The sequence below is a fragment of the Maritimimonas sp. 2210JD6-3 genome, from assembly GCF_056591795.1.
This window is the reverse complement of the sequence record NZ_JBWQOJ010000004.1, coordinates 59,633-81,605: the sequence shown is the minus strand read 5'-3', so window position 1 is coordinate 81,605 and position 21,973 is coordinate 59,633. Positions and strand designations below refer to the sequence as shown.

Annotated in this window: 12 protein-coding genes and 1 tRNA gene; 5 read left to right on the top strand and 8 right to left on the bottom strand. The window is 34.9% G+C overall.

The annotated features are described in order from the left end of the window. Positions 1-6 precede the first annotated feature (6 nt). The 5 genes from AC1EUY_RS03525 (at position 7) to AC1EUY_RS03505 (ending at position 13,504) form a co-directional block, all read left to right on the top strand. Positions 7-396, top strand: a complete 390-nt coding sequence (locus tag AC1EUY_RS03525) for a hypothetical protein (protein ID WP_480194116.1) — start codon at positions 7-9, stop codon at positions 394-396. A 229-nt stretch (positions 397-625) separates the two neighbouring features. Then, a complete protein-coding gene (locus tag AC1EUY_RS03520; protein WP_480194115.1) occupies positions 626-1,957 on the top strand; it encodes an RNA-binding domain-containing protein in 1,332 nt (443 codons plus the stop codon). A gap of 5 nt (positions 1,958-1,962) precedes the next feature. Continuing rightward, a complete protein-coding gene (locus AC1EUY_RS03515) occupies positions 1,963-6,858 on the top strand; it encodes an Ig-like domain-containing domain (protein ID WP_480194114.1) in 4,896 nt (1,631 codons plus the stop codon). After that, positions 6,858-8,945, top strand: coding sequence for a fibronectin type III domain-containing protein (locus AC1EUY_RS03510; RefSeq protein ID WP_480194113.1), 2,088 nt, complete (start codon positions 6,858-6,860; stop codon positions 8,943-8,945). The genes AC1EUY_RS03515 and AC1EUY_RS03510 overlap by 1 nt, the downstream gene beginning before the upstream one ends. A gap of 11 nt (positions 8,946-8,956) precedes the next feature. Next, positions 8,957-13,504, top strand: a complete 4,548-nt coding sequence (locus AC1EUY_RS03505; RefSeq protein ID WP_480194112.1) for a T9SS type A sorting domain-containing protein — start codon at positions 8,957-8,959, stop codon at positions 13,502-13,504. Between the two features lie 53 nt (positions 13,505-13,557). Here the strand turns inward: AC1EUY_RS03505 and AC1EUY_RS03500 are convergent, their stop codons facing one another. The 8 genes from AC1EUY_RS03500 to murG all read right to left on the bottom strand — a co-directional run bounded on the left by AC1EUY_RS03500 (position 13,558) and on the right by murG (position 21,965). Then, positions 13,558-14,343 carry a zinc-dependent peptidase gene (locus AC1EUY_RS03500; protein WP_480194111.1) on the bottom strand — a complete coding sequence of 262 codons (786 nt, stop codon included), beginning with the start codon at positions 14,341-14,343 and terminating at the stop codon, positions 13,558-13,560. A gap of 444 nt (positions 14,344-14,787) precedes the next feature. Continuing rightward, positions 14,788-14,861, bottom strand: a tRNA-Arg gene (locus AC1EUY_RS03495). Between the two features lie 28 nt (positions 14,862-14,889). Further along, the gene (locus AC1EUY_RS03490; RefSeq protein WP_480194110.1) at positions 14,890-15,339 is read right to left on the bottom strand and encodes a GatB/YqeY domain-containing protein; all 450 of its coding nucleotides are present in this window, start codon (positions 15,337-15,339) and stop codon (positions 14,890-14,892) included. Positions 15,340-15,477: 138 nt separating this feature from the next. Then, complete coding sequence (gene ftsZ / locus AC1EUY_RS03485; RefSeq protein WP_480194109.1) at positions 15,478-17,358, bottom strand: cell division protein FtsZ; 1,881 nt, start codon at positions 17,356-17,358, stop codon at positions 15,478-15,480. Positions 17,359-17,488: 130 nt separating this feature from the next. Further along, on the bottom strand, positions 17,489-18,805 hold the full coding sequence (gene ftsA, locus AC1EUY_RS03480) for a cell division protein FtsA (RefSeq protein ID WP_480194108.1): 1,317 nt from the start codon (positions 18,803-18,805) through the stop codon (positions 17,489-17,491). Further along, complete coding sequence (locus tag AC1EUY_RS03475) at positions 18,806-19,528, bottom strand: cell division protein FtsQ/DivIB (protein WP_480194107.1); 723 nt, start codon at positions 19,526-19,528, stop codon at positions 18,806-18,808. Next, entirely contained in the window at positions 19,525-20,874 is a 1,350-nt protein-coding gene (gene murC / locus AC1EUY_RS03470) for a UDP-N-acetylmuramate--L-alanine ligase (RefSeq protein WP_480194106.1), read from the bottom strand. Before murC ends, AC1EUY_RS03475 begins: the two co-directional genes overlap by 4 nt. After that, positions 20,871-21,965: an undecaprenyldiphospho-muramoylpentapeptide beta-N-acetylglucosaminyltransferase gene (gene murG / locus AC1EUY_RS03465; protein ID WP_480194166.1), complete on the bottom strand. Its 1,095-nt coding sequence runs from the start codon at positions 21,963-21,965 to the stop codon at positions 20,871-20,873. Before murG ends, murC begins: the two co-directional genes overlap by 4 nt. Between the last annotated feature and the right edge of the window lie 8 nt (positions 21,966-21,973).

Sequence of the window (21,973 nt, the reverse complement as noted above, 5' to 3'; positions counted from 1 at the left end):
GTTATTATGAAAAAACATTGCTACATACTACTCTTATTGCTGTTAAGTAATTTAATAATTTGGGCAAATACAGACCCAAAAGATTCTACAGTTGTACAACAAAAAACAGTCTATACCGATCTCTCCAATCTTAATGAAACGGTAAAAACTTTAGCTGGTGATTATAGTAAGCCTATAGCGAGTTCTGGTAGTCAGTTTAGAAGTTTTCCAGAGTTAGAATCCTTTTCTACAACAAATGATATTGGCACGGGTGATATAGCAGAATTCATAAAAGAAAATCTTAACAAATGGTATAATAACAAAGACGATGAGACCAGTATAAAGCAAGACTCTATGGTGAGTGCTGCCAATAAAATTCTAGATAAAATTATTCAAAACGATAATTTTATAGATTAGATGATTGGTAATGAGCTGGTACCCCGCTACCGCACGATTGTATCGTGTGGTATTAAATAAAAAGTAGTATAACGATAAAAAAATAAAAAATAAGAAGTAAAAAATAGAAAAATAAGACAAGAAGTAATGAGTCGTAACTATAAATTCCATAATCCCACGCTTCCGCACGAATCCGTTCGTGTGGTATCATTCAATAGCTGTACAACAAAAACGGTATTAAAATAATTAGATGGAAACCAATCGTATAGAATACAAAAAACAACTTACCCACTTTATAGAAAAAGAGATTATTGCATTTCTTAATTATAGAGAAGGTGGTATTCTATATATAGGTATTGACGACAGTGGTAGGGTAATAGGCTTAGAGAATGTAGATAAAATAGCACTTCAACTAAAAGACAAGCTAAAAAATAATATCAGCCCTTCTGCTTTAGGTTTATTTGATATTGTTATAGAACCAAAACAAGAAAAAACTATTATCAAAGTTATAGTAGCTAGCGGAACAGAAAAGCCATATTACTATACTAAATATGGTATGACACCTAAAGGTTGCTTTATTAGAGTAGGTACAGCAGCTGAACCTATGAATCAACATACCATAGATAATGTATTCGCAAAAAGAACACGCAACTCTATTAGTAAAATTAAATCACCAGTTCAAGGGTTATCGTTTAGTCAATTAAAAATTTATTATCAAGAAATAGGCATTGAGTTACCTAGTCAATTTGCAAAAAATTTAGAATTATTAACAGAAGAAAAGGATTTCAATTATGTAGCATATTTGGTTTCTGATAAAAATAATATTTCTATAAAAGTAGCTAGATATCGAACTAATGATAGATTAGATGTAATAGAAAGTAACGAATATGGATATGAATCTGTTATAAAAGCCACCTTTAAGGTGCTTGATAAGTTTACTTTAGAAAATAGCACGCATACTAGAATTACCGAGAAACAACGTGAACAGAAGCAATTATGGCATGCTATTGCGCTAAGGGAAGCTATTATTAATGCTTTTGTGTATAATGATTATAGTAAAGAGGTGTCGCCAAAGTTTGAGTTATTTTCTAACAGAATAGAGATCACATCTGCAGGCGGGCTACCTGAAGGATTAAATAAAAGTGAATTTTTTGAAGGGTATTCTGTACCTAGAAATAAGGAGTTAATTCGAATTTATAAGGATCTAAGATTAGTAGAACAGTTAGGATCTGGTGTGCCTAGAATTTTAAAATTCTACAACAAAGATTGCTTTTATTTTTCTGATAATTTTATTCGTATGATCTTTCCTTTTGAAATAGAGACAGGTAGTCCAATAGGTAGTCCAATAGGTAGTCCAATAAGTAGTCCAATAGCGCATCTAAAAGACATATCTGATAGACAAAAGCAAATATTAAATTTAATTGACCAAGACACTACCATTAGCAAAGCAAAGTTATCTAGAATAATCAAAATAAACGAATCTGCCATACAAAAACATTTTAATGTATTGCAAGAAAAAGGTTATTTAGAACGTATTGGAGGCACAAGAGGCTATTGGAAGGTAAACTCAAAAAATAGTTGAATTTTATGAAAAAACATTGCTACATACTAATACTCTTACTGTTAAATACGGTAACACTTTGGGCAACTACAGACCCTAAAGATTCTACAGCAGTACAACAAAAAACAGTGTATACAGATTTAGCAAATCTTAATGAGACGGTTAAGACCTTAGCTGGGCATTATAGTAGTCCAACGGCTAGTAGTAGCAATCAATTTAGAAGTTTTCCAGAGTTAGAAACCTTTTCTACAACAAATAATATTGGCACGGGTGATGTAGCAGAATTTATAAAAGAAAACCTTAACAAATGGTACAATAACAAAGACGATGAGACGAGCATAAAGCAAGACTCTATGGTGAGTGCTGCTAATAAGATTCTAGATAAAATTATTCAAAACGATAATTTTATAGATCAGATGGTTGGTAATGAGCTCGTACAACTACCTGTAGGTATTAGAAAAAGTTTTGGAGGTACTAGTGCCGGTAGCAATGTACCTGAAACAAGCAATCAAACTTCCATTACCATTGGTGTAATCAAAGCTAAACTTTACCCAGAATATAGTGAATTAGATCTCTTTGCTAAACTTGAAATACCTGCATTAAATGCTGAATTATATTTTGGCGCTAGTGGTGTAAAATTATCGCATACGGGTGGTATCTATGGTGAAGCGAAATTGTATTTATTGAAAGATGTACCTGTTGCCCAAAATAGTGGGCAATGGCTTTTAACATTTAAGGGTGGATATAAAAGTGATGGAAATCCAGATGATAATGCCACCTATGTTGTGATTGATTGTGAAGGTAAAGTAAAAGAGGTAGCAATTTCTGCTGATGTACGTATAGCAAAAACAGTAGCAGTACCTTTAAAAGCAGATGGCACCCATAAATATCCAAATAAATTAAAACCTGGTGCAGAAAATAATACGAAACCAACAAGTAATGATAGCTATGTAGGTGCTAGTTTTAGAGTAGCTGCTACCTCATTAGAAGATCTTATTTTAGAAGTGAACTTACCTCCTTTTGAACTTGTAAAGTTGCCCAAATGGGGATTTCAAATGAAAAATACGGTATTAGATTTGAGTGATACTCGTAACGCTTTGACTAAAGTTAATTTTCCCCCTATTTATACCCAGCAGCAATTACTAATACCAGGCAACGAGGCTTTATGGCGGGGTTTTTATTCTAAAGAAATAAGCATTATGTTACCTCCAGAGTTTAAAAAGAAAGGCTCTGATGAGCGTATTATGGTTGGCGCTAAAAACTTATTAATAGACAACTTTGGCGCTTCTGGTAATTTTTATGCTAAAAATATATTAAGTATTAATGACGGTGATGTTAGTAAATGGCAATTCTCACTCGATAATCTTGAGGTAGATATACAAGTAAACCAGTTTGTAAAAGCAAAATTTGATGGACGTATTGTACTACCCATTTCTACTGAAGTTGTTGAGGATACTACGCAAACATCAGGACAACGTATAGATAGTATTTCACATGGTGGTTTAAAATATCGTGGCTTAATTTCGGCCGATAGAAATTACAGTTTACGTGTTGACATACAAGAAGATGTAGATTTTAATGTTTTCAAATCGAAAGCCAAACTCTTTCGTGATTCGTATGTAAAACTAGAAGTAAAAGACGATAAGTTTCTACCAGAAGCTAACCTTACAGGATTGATGTCTTTTAATAGTGAACAAGAAGAAGCTATAGACACTTTAAATTCAGCATTAGGAGACATTAAAGAGCTTGATTTTCAGGGGTTATCCTTTCAAAATTTTAAAATACAAACTGCTAGTCGTCCCTACCTTAACATAGAATATATAGGATATAAAGATACTATAGCACTCCCAAAAATATATGGCTTTCAGTTAGGTTTCTATAATATATCTGGTGATACAGATTTCCCGGATAATCATGCTGAAATTGGGTTTAATAGTTATATAAATCTAGACAAGTCAGGTATAAAAGGTGATGTGCGACTTAGAATCATAGGTGAACTTGAAGAAGGCGACTATCTACGTTGGAAATACAAAAAGATAGCGGTAGATTCAGTATCTGTAGATGTAAAAAGAAAGTCTTTCGAGTTTAGTGGCAAACTGCACTTTTTTAGAGAGCATGAATTGTATGGTAAAGGACTCACGGGTTCTTTAGACCTATATTCTGAAAGTTTAGGAATTGAACTAGGTGCTAAAGGCATTTTTGGTAATGTAGATGATTATCGCTATTGGTATGTTGACGCTTATGGGCATCCAACAGGTTCTAATCAGAAAAATTTTAAAATTTATGATTTTGGCGGTGGTGTCTATCATCATATGCGAAAAGCAGGTGTTGATGAACGAGCCAGTTCGATGTCTGGTATTTATTATGCCCCTGACAAATCCATAGATTTTGGGTTTAAAGCCCTAGCCGCTTTTGAAGTGAAAAAATCGGCAACCTTTTTAGGACTCGTAGCCATTGAAATGAGTTTTAACACAAGTGGCGGTATTAATAGACTTGGCTTCTACGGAGCTGCCTCTTTAATGACGGGTAATAGTTCTAGTAAAGGTGATGATGGTAGATTTCAGCCTTTTGGCAGTACTAAAGACATGCAAAAGAAAGTTGCTGATAAAGAACAAACCTTGGGGAATTTTCATGAACTTTCAATCGATAAAGAAGGTATTAATTATTTCGCTACGCATGTTTTCCCAGATTTATTAACTGGTAAAGAATTATTTGCTGCTCAGGTGGGTATAGATTTCGATTTTGAAAATGAGACCTACTGGGGAATGTTTGATGTATTCTTAAACGCTGGAGCCATTAAGGGTGAAGGTGAGAAGAACCGATTGGGCTATTTAGAATTTTACAATGCTCCAGATGACTGGTATATTTATGTTGGTACTCCTGAAAAAAGATTTGGAGTACGTGATATTCCTATTGGTGCATTTAAAGCCTCGGTTAATCTCTATTATATGACCGGAACCATTTTACCAGATCCAGCTAAACCAGATCCAATTGTTATAGACATTCTCGATCTAACGGCTGAAGAGCTGGCTTTTGGTAGAAATTTTGACGATGACTTAGCAGTAGGAAACGGGTATGCTTTCGGAGCTACCTTTAGATTAGGAATGGGCTTCGATTGGGGTATTGTGTATGCTCAAGCAGAAGCTGGTGTAGGCTTTGACTTGATGATACGTAATTTTGGAGATGCCACTTGTCGCGGTAGTGAAGAACGTGTGGGTATTGATGGATGGTATGCTACCGGTCAACTTTATGCTTACTTAGTGGGTGAACTGGGTGTGAAAATTAAAATTTTTGGATTTAGAAAACGAATTAAAATATTAGAGGCGGGTCTAGCTACGTTAGCACAAGGTCAATTTCCGAACCCCTGGTATTTAAAAGGATATGCAGGCATCAAAGTACGTGTATTAGATATAGTGACAGTTAAAGCACGTTTAAAGATAATTATTGGTGAAGAATGTGAACTCATAGGTCAAACTGGGCTACAAAATATAGCTATGATATCAGATATAGTTCCTTCTGATGACACCAGAAATGTAGATGTTTTTGATGCAATACAAGTAGCTTTTAATGCTTCGATGAATGAAGAATTAATCGTCGAAGAGGATTCCGGTAGAAAAACCTATAAGGTGAGCTTAAAAGAGTTTATTGCCAAAGAAGGGAGCAATAACATTCCTGGTGAGCTTATCTGGAATAATCAAAATGACTTATTGACTTTTGAATCTGATGATATTTTACCGCCACAAAAAGATATTACGGTTACTGTTAAAGTTGGTTTTGAGGAAAAAGTAAATGGAACTTGGAAATTAGTTACAGATGAAAACGGTAATGTAATCTTAGAGGAAAAAACAATTACGTTCACAACAGGTGATGCACCAACGTATATTCCATATAGAAATATTACGGCTATGTATCCTGTGATTGACCAAAAATATTTCTTACCAGATGAAAGTACTACAGGATTTATTCAGTTAGAACAAGGACAAGATTATCTATTTGGTATTGATGGCTACAATGATGAATTGTTCTTTATTGATGAAAATCAAGAAACTCAACAAGTAAGTTTTACCTATGATAGAAATGATAATGTTCTAAACTTTGACCTACCTACTAATTTCAAAAAGGAAACTCAATATACCTATAGATTAATTACTTCTAAAATTGGTAGCGAACAACAAGCAACAACAGCTGTTGACAATATTCAGGTTAATGATAATGTTTCTATATCTACCAATACAGTAAGTGGTACAGGAAGTACCGATGCTATTTTTGAACGACTCATATTTAATTTTAATACAAGTAGGTATAGCACATTAGATAGAAAAATAAATGCCTTAAGTGTTACTAATTATTATACACTTATTGACCAAGGCATGTCTCAGGTAGGTGCAATGGGGCTAAGTATTAGTGATGCTGAACCTTTCGGAGTAAATGATGTAAAGGGTACGGTGTACACTGGTTTTAAACCCTTATTGAAACTTGAAGGTGTACAAGAAGATTTTTATTACACGAATGATGTTTATCCTTTAGTGTATCAAAACTATCCGCTTGACGGAGATTTAAAAGTTGATAGAGATGAAGCTATTTTAGGTTTACCACCTATTCGAAATCTTTTACTAACAACATCGTATGACCATTATGCATCAAATATGCCTGACCATGGATATTTGAGAACAAATTTCCCATTCCGTTGGCATTTGGCTCGTATCTATCATAGTGATTTTAAACGCTTACAATATCTATTAGTGAATAAGTATCCTAACGGTGCTGCTGCGCACCCTACTATTTATCAACAGTATGGTTATATTATTAATGGTACATTCCCATATTTACGAAGAGAATTTTATAAAGTAAAAGTAGAATATATATTACCAAATCAAACCTCAGGTAATGCAACAATTATCAAATTTAAAAATGAATTTTAATGAATTCTTTGTATAAACATAGCATCATTTTAATATTAAGTTTCTTTTGTATTCAAAGTTTTTCTCAAGATACCATTCAAACTTCTCAAAATCCAACTGTAGTTGTAAAAGCACGAGCTAAAAAAGATAAAATACTATTGCGCTGGGGTGTAAATAACAAATATGCTTGGCTGTATGGTACTAGATACGGATATACTATTGAGCGTACTACTATTTTACGAGATGGGCAACCTTTAGCAAAACCTGAAAAAATTATTTTGGGTGATGGTGTCATTAAACCGAAGCCTTTGTCAGCATGGGAATCTTTTGTGCAACAAAATGACAGAGCTGCCGTAGCAGCACAAGCACTGTATGGTGAAGATTTCGAAATGAATGATAACGCTAATAATAAAGTACTTAAAGTTATTCAAGAAAGTGAAGAACTCGACAGAAGGTTTGCTTTCTCGATGTTCGTGATAGATCAAGATTTTGAAGTGGCAAAATACGCTGGATTAGGATTTATAGATACCAATGTGAAACCTAATGAAAAGTACTTATATAATATTCGATCCGAAGTTCCTTCAGAAATTATGGATATTGATAAATCAGGCGTTTTCATTAGTCCATCCGAAGAAGAAAATTTACCAAAGCCAATTGATTTTCTAGGGTATTACTATAAACAATCATTTGTATTAGTTTGGGAATATGAGTCTATGCTTAATTTTTATACCGCGTATGATTTAGAAAAATCGACAGATGGTAAAAATTTTGTAAAAGTTAATAAAGTGCCTATTACGAAGTTAGCAGATAATACATCATCAGGGATTTCCTTTACGGATAGCGTTGCCGTATTCAATAAAAAATATTGGTATCGCGTAGTTGGGATTTCAGCATTTAATGAAAAAAGTCCGCCATCAGATGCAGTTGAATTGTTTGCTTACAAAGGTATTACTGCTGTTCCTTTCTTTGAGAATAATATAATGATCTCAGATAAAGAAGTGTTATTAGAGTGGACATACCCTAAAGAACAAGAAGCTGAAGTAAAACAATTTGATCTTCTTAGGGCTGACAAAGCAGTAGGTCCTTATGAAATAGTAAAGGAAGGTATAACACCTACTACAAGAACCTATACATATAATCAATTAAAATCAATTAATTATTTTAAGCTAAAAGCTATTGGTAAAAATGGTCAAAGTTTATCTTCATCGCCCAATATGGTGCAACCTATAGATTCTGTACCTCCCGTTAAACCTAGTGGCTTAACAGGAACTATTGATACCTTAGGCGTAGTACAGCTTTCTTGGAATGCTAACACAGAACTTGACCTAAGAGGTTATAAAATATTAAGAGCTAATCGCCCTAATCAGGAATTCAGTATGCTTAATAAATATAGTAAAAAAGCAACTTCATTTATAGATACTGTTAATGTCGTAACCTTTAATAAAAATGTGTATTATAAAATTCAAGCCTTAGATCAGCGTTATAATCAATCTGAATATTCTGATGTTTTGGTATTGAAACGTCCTGATAAGATTCCACCAACATCGCCAGTGTTCGATAGCTATGAGCAAAAAGAAGATAAAATTATTTTAAAATGGATTAAGAGTTCTTCAGACGATGTCGCAAAAGAAATCGTATATAGAAAAGCGTCTGACCTTCAAACTGATTTGTGGGAAAAAGTATTTGAAACAGCATCTGATACCACATCGTATTTCGAAGACGTGCAGATCAATCCTGGGGTTAAGTATTTATACACTTTGGTATCCATAGATAAAACTGGATTGGAAAGTCCACCTTCACCTCCTGTAGCAATAGATGTTATTAAAACATTAGTGAAACCAGAAGTAAGAGGTTTATATGCCAATGTGAATAGAGAGCAGAAACAAATCAATCTGTTTTGGCGTTATAAAGAAGATAATGTGCAAGAATTTCTCATTTATAAAAAGAAAAAAGAGGGAAAATTTAGTTTGTTTAGAACAGCAAGTTCTGACAAGCGACAGTTAATTGACGAAGATCTGAATATAAATACTACCTACTATTATGGTATTAAAGCCATATTTAAAGATGGTACGATAAGTAAATGGAATGAAATTGAAGTGGTGTATTAAATAGAATGAAGATGAAAAAAGTTGTTTTTTTGGTATGCCTTATTTTTAGTTTGACTCAAGTTGCAGGTCAGTTTAAATATAGATTTGAGACTAAAGGAAATGCTGTTCTTTGTGGCGGTGCTAATTCCATTTGTACCTCAAATTTTAATTTAGTTTTAGAAAATGGAAATGAAGTGAGGGTACTATCTTTATCTACATACTTGGGAGAAAGTAATAATTTAGAAATTGATGTTCCTAGCAAGGTTGTTGCCATACGTTTTTTTGGTAATAATATAGTCATCTTTCCAAGTTATAATGAATATCCTTGGGATGTTACTTATCCATATTTATATAATTGCAGTCCTCACAATTTTGATTTTTCTGCTACACCAAATACAACTTTAGATGATACCGAAAAATTTCAATTAATACCAATCGCTTCTATCAAAGAAACTGGTGGTTCAAATGAGTTTTATCAGTGTGCTCCTTTAGAATTAAATACTGGTTTCGGAGAAGAAGAAAATGCTTTTTTTAACTGGGAGTACTCTGTTGGTACTTTATCTTATAAACCTTTACCTAGCAAGTATCAAAATAAGAATAAAATATTTGTAGAATCATCCGATATTCCTGAATTAGATCCAACACTTCCTATACATTTTAAAATAAATACTTGCAACGATCTTTATGAGTCAGAAATTATTAGTTATCAATATATATTATGCTCCCCTCAGTTATTAGAAGATCCACCACAGGTGGTTCAAATGACTTGTAGCGATGCCAATGATGGTGGTTTTATAGCTCAGTTTGATAGAGCACTTGATGCTGCTCAGAACGAACGTATGCTACTCTATCTAGAACGATTTAATACCGATACAAATGCTTTCGACTATTACGATGGAAGTAGCAATATTCCTATTCTAACCAATAACGATATCAATGCTGGTAACAGTTTTACCTATTCTCCCTCGAACGGATTTCTAGAACCAGGCCGCTATCGTTTACGATGGATTTCTAAATATAGTAATCCTCCCGATAGTGAACTTGACCCAAACAACCCAGAAATAGCCAATTCAGCCGAACAAAGCGCAGAGTTTGTAATTCAACCTGTAGATCCTATCACATTCTCTTATACTAAACAAGATGTTCTATGTTATGGTCAATCAACTGGAGTTATTAATTTTACAAATATTGAAAATGGTGCACCTCCATACGAATATTCTATACAAGATGGAGTTGATGGCTCTTGGCAAACGTCTCCAACATTTTCTGGACTTGGTGAAGGTAGTTATACACTTACCGTAAGAGACGCTGTTGGTTGTATTGCACAAACACCTATTACTATAGCAATTGATGCACCTCAAATAGCCTTTACCGTAGCTTTTGATAACATATCGCAAATCACACAAAATGATGCCGATGATGGTAGTATTTCTGTATTTGTAACAGGTGGTACGGGTAATCTAACCTATAATTGGACACGAGATGGGGCTGCCTATACTACCACAACCGTTAATCAAATAACCAATCTAGCACCTGGTGATTATGGTGTAACCGTCGTCGATGATAATGGCTGTACTGTTGCTCCTAATCCAGCTACCACACCAATACAAGAACCACCACTACTTTCTGTACAGTTTACAGAAATACAAGCTATCGATTGTCATGGGAACACAGGCACTATCAGTGCACAAGGTACCGGTGGTAATGGTGCACCCTATACCTATCTCTGGAACAATGATACAACCAATCAACAACTTGCAAATATTCCTGCTGGTACCTATACGATAACTGTAACCGATAGCCAAAGTGTATCTGTAACTCAATCCTATACACTTACTGAACCTGATCTGTTAGTTGTAACACCATCACAAACCAATATCTCTTGTAACGGTGTTGCTGATGCAACTATCGACCTTGTCATTAGTGGTGGTACCGGCGCTTATACCATCTCTTGGACAGACGATACTACCATTACATCAGCCAATAGAACTGATTTACCCTTCGGTGAATATTTTTATACTGTAACCGATGAAAATAGCTGTACTGTTAATGGCTCTGTAGTGATTACACAACCTGGCACTATTAATATTACCATCGACAACGTCGTTGATCCAACAACTGTAGATGGTCCTAATGGTGCTATTGACGTATCTGTATCGGGTGGAACTGTAGCTAGTGACTACACCTATCTATGGACAGATGAAAGTGGTAGTACTGTAGGTACCGATCAGGATATATCCGGTTTAACCGATGGTAACTATACCCTACTGGTAACCGATGATAATGGTTGTACAGCAACCATAACACAGCGTCTTACTGAACCACAACCACTCTCTGTTACTATTATCGAACCTGTCTCCATATCATGCCCTGGAAGCAGCGATGGGCAGTTAGAAGCACAACCTTTTGGTGGAGATGGTAACTATACCGTTGAGTGGTTTATTGATAACAATGGTGTCTTTGAATCGCTTAGTTTGACAGACTTAGTCATTAGCAATCGTGGTGCAGCTACCTATCGCGTGATTGCTTCTGATGGAAGTGGTGATACCGCTCAGTTCGACTATACACTTAACGACCCTATAGCGATACAAGTAGTAGAGAATCTAACCAACATCAGCTGTTTTGGTGGTAGTGATGGTGCCATCGATATTACCGTAACTGGTGGAACGGGTAACTATACCTTTATTTGGACAAACAGTAGTGGTACTGTCATTAGTACCAGTGAAGACATTGCTAATCTACCTTCTGGAACTTATAATCTCTCTGTAGTTGATGAAAACCTATGTGATGTATTTCTATCTTTTGAACTCACAGCACCTAATGAGCCTTTAACTATTGAACTCGTTGATCTTATTGATCCTAATTCAGCGGGAGCTACTAACGGTAGTATCGATATCTCCGTGAGTGGAGGAACTGCTGGATATACCTATCAATGGACAGATACTAATGGTGTAGTGCTTTCTACGAATCAAGATATTGACAATCTAGGAGAAGGAACCTATACCCTTACCGTACGTGATACCAATGTTGCTACGGCAAGCGATAACACAGGTTGTATCACCACTGAAAACTTTGTACTACTAGAACCTGATGCAATAGGAATCCTTATTGAGGAAACTCAGCGTGTTTCTTGTTTTGAAAGTAGTGATGGTGTCCTTACAGCCACCGTAACTGGTGGAGTACTTGCTACAGGGTCTGACTATACCTATCAATGGTTTATCGATGATAATGGAACTTTGGTTGCCATTAACCAAACTACGGCTGTAGCTTCTAATCTTATTGCTGGAACCTATACGCTTACCGTAACCGATGATAACGGAATCTCTGAAAGTGCGTCGTATACACTTACTGAGCCTGAGGCTTTAGCTATTGACTTGGTAGTAACCAGCGTAGTGAGTTGTCAGTCGGGTGCCGATGGTGCCATCGATGCAACCATCTCTGGAGGTACAGCTCCCTATACCTATTTATGGAACAATAGCGACATTGTTGAAGATATCACTGGACTCACCGTAGGAACCTATACTTTGGTAGTTACCGACGCTAACGGATGTAGTTTAGAAGAAAGTATTGAAGTCATTCAACCTGATGGGATGACTGTAGAAAGTACCATCAATCCTCCTTTATGCAATGGTGATGCGAATGGTGCTATTAGTCTGAACGTATCGGGTGGAAATGCACCCTATACCTATTTATGGAATACTGGTGCTACCACTGCTGCTATTACTAATCTTGCAGCGGGTAGCTACGAAGTAACCATCACCGATAACGAAGGATGTATTGCCTTACAAAGTTTCGTTATGGAAGATCCTGAACTTCTTACCCTAGACCTCGGTGAAGATCGTGTACTTTGTTTAGGGCAATCACACACCATCGATGCAACCATAGACGATCTAGGTGCTGCTTACAACTGGACTAGTGATAATGGATTTATCAGTACTTCGCCTATTGTTGAGTTAACTGATGATGGCACTTATACCCTTACTATCACAAATTCTAATGGTTGTACCGCAACAGACACCATCAACATCAGCTCTTCAAACGAAGAAATATCAGCTGACTTCCTCGTATCAACACAAACATTCGTCGATGAAACAATTGTAGTAGTAGATGTAAGTAATCCAGTACCAGAAACCGTAACCTGGTCCTTCTCTGAAGGTACAACCATCGTAACACAAAATGAAGATTATGCCGAAATAAAGTTCGCCCAACAAGGTACTTACTTCGTAACCCTAACGACAACTAAAGGAGCATGTACTGCAACACTCACCAAAGAAATCATCGTACAACAACGTACCGACTTCGGAACACAACAAGACGAGCAAACTACTTTTATTAAAACTTTTAATGTATATCCTAACCCTAGTAATGGTACTTTCAAAGCGGATGTTGAACTACAACAAGCGGCACCTATTAGCATGAAAATAATAGACCTTATCGCTAACACTGTAAATCATGCTAAAATACTAGAAAATCAAAATGAATACTCAATAGACTATAACCTAAACCTGCCTAGCGGAACTTACTTAATAATACTAGAAACCCCCAAAGGAACAACCATCAGAAAAATTATTGTGAATTAAATAATACTCTAGAAAATAAATAAAAATTAAGAGAACAGTTCTTTGATTTTACTTCAAGCAGAACTCAATACGATACTTTTAAAGAGTGCAGGTTTATGTGTAAAATCTGCAGTATCTAAGTTTAGCATTTGACTTACATAGGTATAAATCTCAGGGAGTTTTCGTTTGAACTCATCGGGTGTTTCAAAGAAATGCTCAACTAGTACCGATAAGAATTCATATTGATTTCTAAAACCATATTCACGAAGATATCCTGATTTTACAATTTTGCGTTGCAATCTTCTATCTCTCAATCTAAGTAGTAATTCATCAAATTTGTTAATGAATCGTTTAGATGAGAAATTCTTACGTTTTAGGCATGTAAAATGAAGAGCATGTGCCAATTCATGAAGCCCTAAATTTAAGTTGTCATCTTCTATCTTTAAACCTTCAAGGTAATCATCCCAAGAAAAAACTATGGTTCTATACTTAGGATTCGTTTCTCCCTTATGCTTCAAATTGGTAACCTTAGACAAATAATCTTTAGGATAAATGATAATATTATCAAACTCTGAATACAAATAACGACGCATTCCAAAAGTTAACATTACTGCTGATGAAGATATTAATATCTTCATTTTTTCTGTAATAACAACACCTTCTCTACCAATAAAGTTATGCTTTTCAATGAATTTTTTTACACGAAACTCAAATCGTTTTTTATCCGATAAAGAAAGTCTTCTGTAAAACGCAAAATATCGTGTGATCAAACCACGCTGGAATTCATTGAGCTCTCTATAATTGATAGCTCTTTCGGCAAGATCATTACCTTTTACCCATATGTTTAGCAGTTTGAACATAAATTGTATTCATTACATCTTAAAATAGAATAATATTTTATCCTACTTTGTTAGTTGATTTCTAAAGTTAGCACAAAAAATGAGCCATTTATGCTAAAAACTATACAATTTACCCCTTACATATAGTTGAAATTATAGCAATTTCTATGGTAAATATAATAAAATATATGGATTGAATACTATAAAGTGTTAAAATTTAAAGGCAATTTATATCTGATAATCCATCCTTTAAAGCTCTAAAATAGTATTTTAAGGATTGATTTCATCAATAGTTAAGAAGCATCATTTTGAGAATCAAGGATTGCTTATGCCATCCTAACAAAGCTCTGCTTTGAAAACCAAGGATTGCTTGCGCCATCCTGACAAAGCTCCGCTTTGAAAATAGTTCAAACAAAAAAACGCTCAAGTAAACTTGGCGTTTTTTCTTATCGAACTATTTATTCGTGACCCCGGCAGGATTCAAACCTGCAACCCTCAGAGCCGAAATCTGATATTCTATTCAGTTGAACTACGGGGCCAATACTATAATCTAAAATAAAGATCTATTTACATTAAATTCTTTTTTACAATAGTAGAGATTGTTTTCCCGTCTGCTTGTCCAGCAAGTTCTTTCGACACCATACCCATCACTTTCCCCATATCTTTCATACCAGAAGCGCCTGTAGCTTCAATAGTTGCTACAACTACTTTTTCAACTTCTTCTTCACTTAAAGGTTCTGGCAAAAATTGCTCAATCACGGTAGCCTGCGCTAATTCAGGATTTGCTAAATCTTGTCTGCCTTGTTCTAAGAAAATAGCAGCACTATCTTTACGTTGCTTTACTAATTTCTGCAATATTTTCAGCTCTTGGTCCTCAGAAAGTTCTTCTTTAGCACCACTCTCGGTTTGTGCCAACAAAATAGCAGATTTAACAGCCCTTAACGATTCTAATGCAACAGTGTCTTTTGCTTTCATGGCTTCTTTAAGCGCTACCATAATATCTTTTTGTAAACTCATCGTATTAATTTTGGGTCACAAAGATAACAAAACAGCATTGAAAAAAATGGAGTAATTAAAACTTGTAAAAAACAAAAACCCAAATCATAAAAAGGGAAGATTTGGGTTTTCTCAACAAACAAAAACTAAATAGTCTTATTAATCTACATTATCATGTAGAAATGAATTATTCGAGCGTAATTGAATATCATTATTTTCATCTATATCTAGTGTTGTTCTAGACTGATTTGTAGATGATATTTCTGCTGATGGCTCTACATCTTCTAAATCAACCCCCATGCGTTTATACGCAGGCTGATTTTCAATCTCTTCTATATTTTTATTTACTCTATTTGTAAACTTATAATTGAATTCTTTCATTTTTTCTCTTCGTTCTTCTGCCTTTTGCTGCAACTCAGAAATCGTTAAATTAAGTGGCGATGCATCTTCATCTTCGACAATTACACTAGATCTATTTGCCGAATTCTCAACGCGAATATCAAATCGCAACTCTTCGTCATCTATCGGCTGATTAACAACTTTGTTTATTTCTTTTTCTTCTTTATCCATATAATCTTCAAGACCATATTTAATCTTTCCATCAGAAGTTGTAGCCACAGGATTTACATGCTCTGCATCAACAACTTTAATCTCATCAATCTTAGAAATCAAGTCATGTTGGCTTTCAACTTTTTCTTTTCTTGGCGTTAATGGCAAATCAAATGTCAATGTTACCTGATTCTCCTCCTCTCTTTCCTCAACTTCTGGCGTTTCTTTCACTACAGGTGTAATAACAAAATCATCTATTTTTTCAATAGAAATTTCTTCATACGTTACATTGATATCTTTAATCAACTCAGTTGTAGGGATCAACTCATTCAAGGGTTCTTCTGCTTTTGGCACTTCTTCTACTTCAATATCTTCAAGCGTATATTTTACAACTTTCTGTTCTTTTTCTTCTTTAACAGGAACTGGAGTTGTAAGTGGCTGCGGTGCCGAACGTATCTCACCTAGATTATGCACAATTTTCTTAGACTCTGTAGCACTAATTTCCATCTGTTGTTCAATATTAAACCCCGTAGCAATTACTGTTACAGAAATGGCCTCTCCTAACGTTTCATCTTCACCAACACCCATTATGATGTCAACATTACTCTTAGCTTCACTTTGTATATAATCGTTAATTTCTCCGATTTCATCGATAGTGATTTCTGTAGTTCCAGAAACGATTAATAGCAATACGTTTTCGGCACCCGTAATTCTATTATCATTTAATAAAGGAGAGTCTAATGCACTCGTAATAGCTTCTTGTGCTCTGTTAGATCCAGACGCTGTAGCAGATCCCATAATAGCGGTACCACTGTTAGAAAGTACCGTTTTAGCATCTTTTAAATCTATATTCTGAGTATAGTGGTGTGTTATGACTTCAGCAATACCTGTTGCAGCTGTTGATAAAACTTCATCTGCTTTAGAGAACCCAGCTTTGAAACCTAAATTACCATATACTTCTCTTAATTTATTGTTATTAATTACAATCAAAGAATCTATATACTCACGCAATTTGGCAATTCCCTTTTGCGCTTGCTCATTTCGCATTTTTCCTTCGAAAGAAAATGGTATCGTAACTATCCCAACAGTTAACAAATCCATTTCTTTTGCAATTTTGGCAATAATTGGTGCCGCACCAGTACCAGTACCACCGCCCATACCCACAGTAATAAATACCATTTTTGTATTGTTACCGAACATTTTTTTAATATCGTCAATACTTTCTATAGCCGCTTGTTCACCAACTTCAGGGTTTGCTCCTGCACCTAATCCTTCTGTTAAACTTACGCCTAATTGTATTTTGCTAGGAACTGGGCTATTCTGTAAAGCCTGTGCATCGGTATTACATACCACAAAATCAACACCTTTAATTCCTCTTTGACACATGTGATTTACGGCATTACTACCTCCGCCACCTACACCAATCACTTTAATAACATTAGACTGATTTTTTGGTAAATCGAACGAAAGATTTTCAAATTCTTTGCTCATATCTTTTTGTTTTGGGATTTTTTTAATTATTTAAATTCTGTTTGTTTCTTATTTTCGTTTCTCAAAGCCTCCCCTTCAGCGCTGGCTCTTCGTTAAAATTGTCTTCAAGACAATTTCTTAACACTCAGCCCTACTCTGCGTTGTCTAAAAATTCTCTAAACTTATCAGCCCATTTTTCAAAAATCGACTTCTTATTTGCTTCTGATGCTTCACTTCGCTTTAAAACCTCTTTCTGTGTTTCAAATGATTCTGTTTGGCTTACTGTTTCTTTTTTAGCTTCTTTATTTTTCTGATTCAATCCTTTCATTAGCAATCCGACAGCCGTTGCAAATGAAGGACTCGACAGATCAATGTCTGAATTACCAGCAATGTGTTCATTAGGATATCCGATACGAGTATCCATACCCGTAATATATTCTACCAACTGCTTGATATGTTTTAGTTCTGCACCACCTCCTGTCAAAACAATACCTGCAATTAGCTTCTTTTTCGTTTCTTCATGTCCGTAGTTTTTTATTTCAAGATATACCTGTTCAATAATTTCTACTACACGAGCATGAATAATTTTAGAAAGGTTTTTTAGCGTAATTTCTTTCGGTTCTCTACCACGTAATCCCGGGATTGAAACGATCTCATTGTCTTTATTTTCTCCCGGCCATGCCGAACCAAACTTCGTTTTTAATAACTCTGCTTGCTTTTCTATAATAGAACAGCCTTCCTTTATATCTTCAGTAATTACATTTCCTCCGAAAGGTATCACAGCGGTATGGCGAATAATACCATCTTTAAAAATGGCTAAATCAGTTGTGCCGCCACCAATATCAATTAAAGCCACACCGGCTTCTTTTTCTTCTTGACTCAATACAGCTTCCGCAGAAGCAAGTGGCTCTAGAGTAATGCTAGCTAATTCTAAACCTGCACTTTTAATACATCTGCCAATATTTCGAATGGAAGAAACCTGACCTACAACCACATGAAAATTAGCTTCTAATCGACCTCCGTACATTCCGATAGGCTCTTTAACTTCACTCTGCCCATCTACTTTATAATCTTGGGGTAACACATGAATAATTTCTTCTCCAGGGAGCATGACCAGTTTATGTACTTGATTGATCAATTTTTCAATATCAGTCTCATCAATTACCTTTTCGGAGTTAGGTCTTGTAATATAGTCACTATGATGTAAGCTACGAATATGTTGACCTGCAATGCCCACAACCACATCTTTTATCTTATGATTTGAGACACTCTCTGCCTCTTCGATAGCCTGTTGAATGGATTGAATTGTTTGCGTGATATTATTTACCACTCCTCTATGAACACCAAGGCTTTTCGCCTTACCCATGCCAAGCATCTCTATCTTACCATATTCGTTAAGTTTACCGATCATGGCAACAATTTTAGTAGTACCGATATCTAAACCAACTGCTATTTTTTCGTGTTCCATTTATTGCTTTTTTGCACAAACAACTTGATCGTCAAACATTAGATTTATTGTTTGGTATTGTTCGAGGGTTTCGTCATTTAATTTTTTCTGATAAAAAGCCTTTAACTTTTTAAATTTTTTGTCCATTCTGTTTAAACTTCCAAAAAGTATTTCTTGTCCGCCTACTCGTGTCTTTAATACAAACTCTTTTTGGTTGTTTTGATTTATCCCAATGATTTGTTTATGAAAAAAAGGATCTTTATCAATATAACTTGCAAGTTTATAGGCATCATTGATATCTGCACCTTTTACACCGCTCATAACTGGAACTCTAGCAGAATAATTTGACGACAATGGCATTTTTAAACCCCTGCTATCAATATAATATGCTATACCTTCATCGTTAACTCTAGCTATTGGTGTTCTTTGTTTTAGCGACGCACATAATTTTCCATCAACGGTAACATATACATCAGCCTTTTCTATCATTTCATTAGATTGCAAAACAGCCTCCAACTTGTCCAAAATTATAGTTTCTTTTCGCTGACTTTTAAGGTTTCCATAATTTTGTATTAACAATTTATTAACCGTCTCGTAGGTAATAAAAAGGTTGTCACCATTGACAAAATTGATGTCGATATCTGTTATTTTTTTATTGTTATTTCTGAGTGATGTAAAACCGAATAAAAAAGCCAACAAGCTAACAAAAACAAGTAGTTTGAGGTATTTTAAATATTTTTTCATACGCTACTTTTAAGTAATTTTTCTTTAATAGGCGTTACCAATTCACCAATGTCTCCAGCTCCTATCATTACAACTACGTTTGCATTAGTTTTCAAAATGTTTTCAAATAAGTCTTCCTTTTTTACCAACTTTTTTTCAGACAGCTCAACCTTACTTAATAGCCACTCAGAATTCACACCCGCTATGGGTAGTTCTCTTGCCGGATAAATATCTAACAACAGTAACGCATCGAAACGTGAAAGACTTTCAGCAAAATCATCAACAAAATCTTGTGTTCTGCTAAACAAATGCGGTTGAAATACAGCCACTATTTTTTTATCAGGAAAAAGCTCTCTAACCGCATCAGAAACAGCATTAATTTCGGTAGGATGATGTGCATAATCATCGATCAACACTACATCTCCTGTTTTGATTTTATAGGTAAACCTACGCTGTACACCTTTAAAGTTTTTTAAAGCTTTGGCAATACCTTGGAGTGATACCCCATAAGAATTAGCCATTGCCAAAGCCACCACAGTATTTAGCACATTATGTTTTCCTGAAAGATTCAGTTCTATATTTTTTATAATTTCTGAAGGCGTTTTTACATCAAAGACATAGGCCCCATTTTTAATGGATATATTTCGGGCTTCATAGTCAGCTTCCTCATCAATACCGTATGTTATTCCATCGATTGGTAGTCCTTTTTTTACAAATAATGTATCAGAAACTTTATTAGCAAACTCCCTAAATGATTTTTGTAATTCATCAGATTCACCATAGATATCAAGGTGATCGGCATCCATTGACGTAATACAGGCAACATTTGGAGAAAGTTTTAAAAATGACCTATCGAACTCATCCGCTTCAACAACACTAATTTTATCTCCGCCAAGAATCAAATTAGAATTATAATTTTCTGCAATACCTCCTAAAAAAGATGTTGCGTTTACACCACATTCTTTTAATATATGACCTAAAATAGTTGATGTGGTAGTTTTACCGTGTGTGCCTGCCACAGCAAAGCAAAATGTATTCTTGGTAATTTCTCCTAAAATTTCGGAACGTTTAAAGATTCTAAAATCATGATCCTTAAAATAAGTTAGTTGCTTATGTGTTTGTGGTATCGCAGGCGTATAAACGATTATTGAATGTTGAATATGTAAAAACACATCTTCTAGTAAAGCAATCGTATCTTCATAGTGTATTTTAATACCTAAATCTTCTAAGGCGTCTGTTATTACAGAATGTGATTTATCATAACCTGATACATAAAATCCATTTATATGAAAATATCTGGCTAAGGCACTCATACCAATGCCGCCAATGCCAATAAAATAGATGTTATGTATTTCTTTTAGATTCACTTTATAAGTTTTTCTATTTCGTCAACAATGTCACTCGTTGCGTTAGGCAATGCTAATTTTTTAATATTCACACTTAATAATTCTTGTTGCTCAGCACAATACGTAAGTTGTTCTAGCAGTTGTTCAAAATTATCAAGCTCAGATTCCTTCAACATGAGAGCAGCCCCTTTATCAACTACGGCCATCGCATTTTTTGTCTGATGATCTTCAGCAACATTTGGTGAAGGAATAAAAATTACAGGCTTACCCACAATGCATAATTCTGATATAGAACCTGCTCCTGCTCTACTAATAATGACATCGGCAGCGGCATACGCTAAATCCATTCTATTTAAGAATGCATGTGTTTGAATTCCTTGTTGTTTTTTTTCGTGCGTTTTATAATCTTCTATGTATAATTTTCCTGTTTGCCAAATAAGTTGTACATCTTTGTCAATAAACCAATTCAGCTTATCAGCAATTAATTTATTAATAGCTCTTGCTCCTAAACTACCCCCTAACACCAATACCGTTTTCTTAGTCGAATCGAGCTTAAAAAATGCTTGTGCTTCTTTTCTTTTACTTGAAATATCTAATAAATCTTGACGTACTGGGTTTCCTGTTTTTATAATTTTTTCTTTCGGAAAGAAACGTTCTAATCCGTCATAGGCTACACAAATTTTATGGGCTTTTTTCGATAACAGTTTATTCGTTATTCCTGGATAAGAATTTTGTTCTTGAACCAGTGTCGGAATTCCTTTTCTATTTGCCATTTGTAATGTAGGTCCCGATGCAAATCCACCTGTCCCAACAACTACATCAGGCTTAAATTTTTTAATAATCGATCTCGCTTTCCATAAACTCGAAATTAATTTGAAAGGAAATAATAGATTTTTTAAGGTCAACTTACGCTGGATACCAGAAATCCAAAGCCCTATTATTTCATAACCTGCCTGTGGCACTTTTTCCATTTCCATTCGATCATTAGCACCAACAAATAGAAATTTCGCGTCATTATAACGCGTCTTTAACTCATTTGCAATCGATATGGCAGGATAAATATGACCTCCTGTACCTCCTCCGCTAATTAATATGTTTACTTGTTTTTTAATAGTTTACT